Origin of the sequence: Catellatospora aurea, assembly GCF_042663325.1 — a bacterium.
GTDB classification, from domain to species: Bacteria; Actinomycetota; Actinomycetes; order Mycobacteriales; family Micromonosporaceae; genus Catellatospora; species Catellatospora aurea.
The window spans coordinates 1-1,574 of record NZ_JBHTAC010000104.1 but is presented as its reverse complement, the minus strand read 5'-3'; the positions used below and the strand labels follow the sequence as shown (position 1 = coordinate 1,574).

General features: G+C 69.1%; 1 protein-coding gene. It reads left to right on the top strand.

Annotated elements, in window-relative coordinates; genetic code table 11:
• The first annotated feature begins 118 nt into the window (after positions 1-118).
• Positions 119-1,561, top strand: coding sequence for an IS4 family transposase (locus tag ACFQO7_RS37685; protein ID WP_376810884.1), 1,443 nt, complete (start codon positions 119-121; stop codon positions 1,559-1,561).
• Positions 1,562-1,574 lie beyond the last annotated feature (13 nt).

The window sequence follows — 1,574 nt, the reverse complement described above, 5'->3', positions numbered from 1 at the left end:
CAATGCCGGGAAGTTAAGCCGGCGGTGAGGGCGGGCCTGCGGAAATAGCGAAGCTCCTGTAGAAGTGTCGATCGACCAAGACAAACGCTTCTGCAGGAGCTTCGCTGTGCATGATGCCATGACGGTGCCGGGTGGTGTGTGCCTGCCTGGTGATCTGGGCCGGGTGGGTTTGGGATTGCTGGCCGATGTCGTGCCTGCTGCGCTGGTCGATGAGGTTTTGGCGCAGACGGGCCGGTGCCAGGTCCGGGTGAGGCGGTTGCCGGCGCGGGTGGTGGTGTACTTCGTGTTGGCGCTGACGTTGTGGAGCACGCTGTCGTATCGGCAGGTATGGCGGCAGTTGACCGGTCACCTGCCGGGGTTGGGGCGTGCGGTGTCGCGTTCGGCGTTGTCGCAGGCTCGGCGCAGGTTGGGGCCGCAGCCGCTGCGCGGGTTGTTCGACCGGGTCCGCGGGCCGCGGGGCGTGGTGGGGCAGCCGGGGGTGTTCTTCGCCGGGTTGCGGGTGGTGGCCTGGGACGGGACCACGTTCGCGGTCGCCGACAGCCAGGCCAACGCGGCGGTGTTCACGCGCGGCAGCGGCGGCCAGGACAAGCCCGGCGGCTACCCGTATGCGCGGGTGCTGGTGCTGGCCGAGTGCGGCACCCATGCGGTGATCGACGCCCGTGTCGGCGGCAACGGGGTCGGTGAGCAGGAGCTGGCCAGGCAGATGCTCGGGTCGCTGGGCGAGGGGATGCTGCTGCTGGCCGACCGGAACTTCCTGTCCTACGACCTGTGGAACAAGACCCGCGCGGCCGGGGCGCATCTGCTGTGGCGGGTCAAGGCCAACCGGGTTCCGAAGCCGACCGGCGGCGGGGTGCTTGCCGACGGGTCCTGGCTGGCGGTCCTTCCCGACCCGGTCGCGGCGCAGAAGCGCCGTGACCAGGCCAGGCGCAAACGGTTCGCCGGTCATGACTTCGGCCCGCCCGAAGGTGTCCCGGTCCGGGTCGTGCAGTACACCGTGACCGTGCACACCACTGGTGACGACGGGCAGCCCGAGCAGCGGACCGAGACGATCGTGCTGGTCACGAGTCTGCTCGACCCCGCCGACGCCGGCGCCCCGGCTCTGGCCGAGCTCTACCAGCAGCGTTGGGAGAGCGAGAACGGCTACCGGGAGTTGAAGGTGTTCCAGCGCGGAGCGGGCGTGGTGCTGCGCTCCCACGATCCGCAGGGCGTCGAGCAGGAGCTGTGGGCCTACCTGATCACCTACCAGGCGATGCGAGGGCTGCTGACCGACGCTGCCGAGCAGGCCGCTGTCGATGGTGACGAGCTGAGTTTCACCGCTGTGATCAACGTCGTCCGGCGCAAGATCAGCACTGGGCCGGACCTGCCGCGAGCCCGCCAGGCCGCACTCGACGAGATCATCGACGAGCGCAGCGGCCCACGCCGGCCACGTACCAGCCCACGCACCGTCAAACGACCCGTCAGCCCATACCCATCGGCCAAACGCCGACCCGGGCAGAAAGTCACACACCCAGCAACCTGCACGGTGCAGATCAACCAGCCGAAACTCCCTACCCGGGCTTAACTTCCCGGCATTG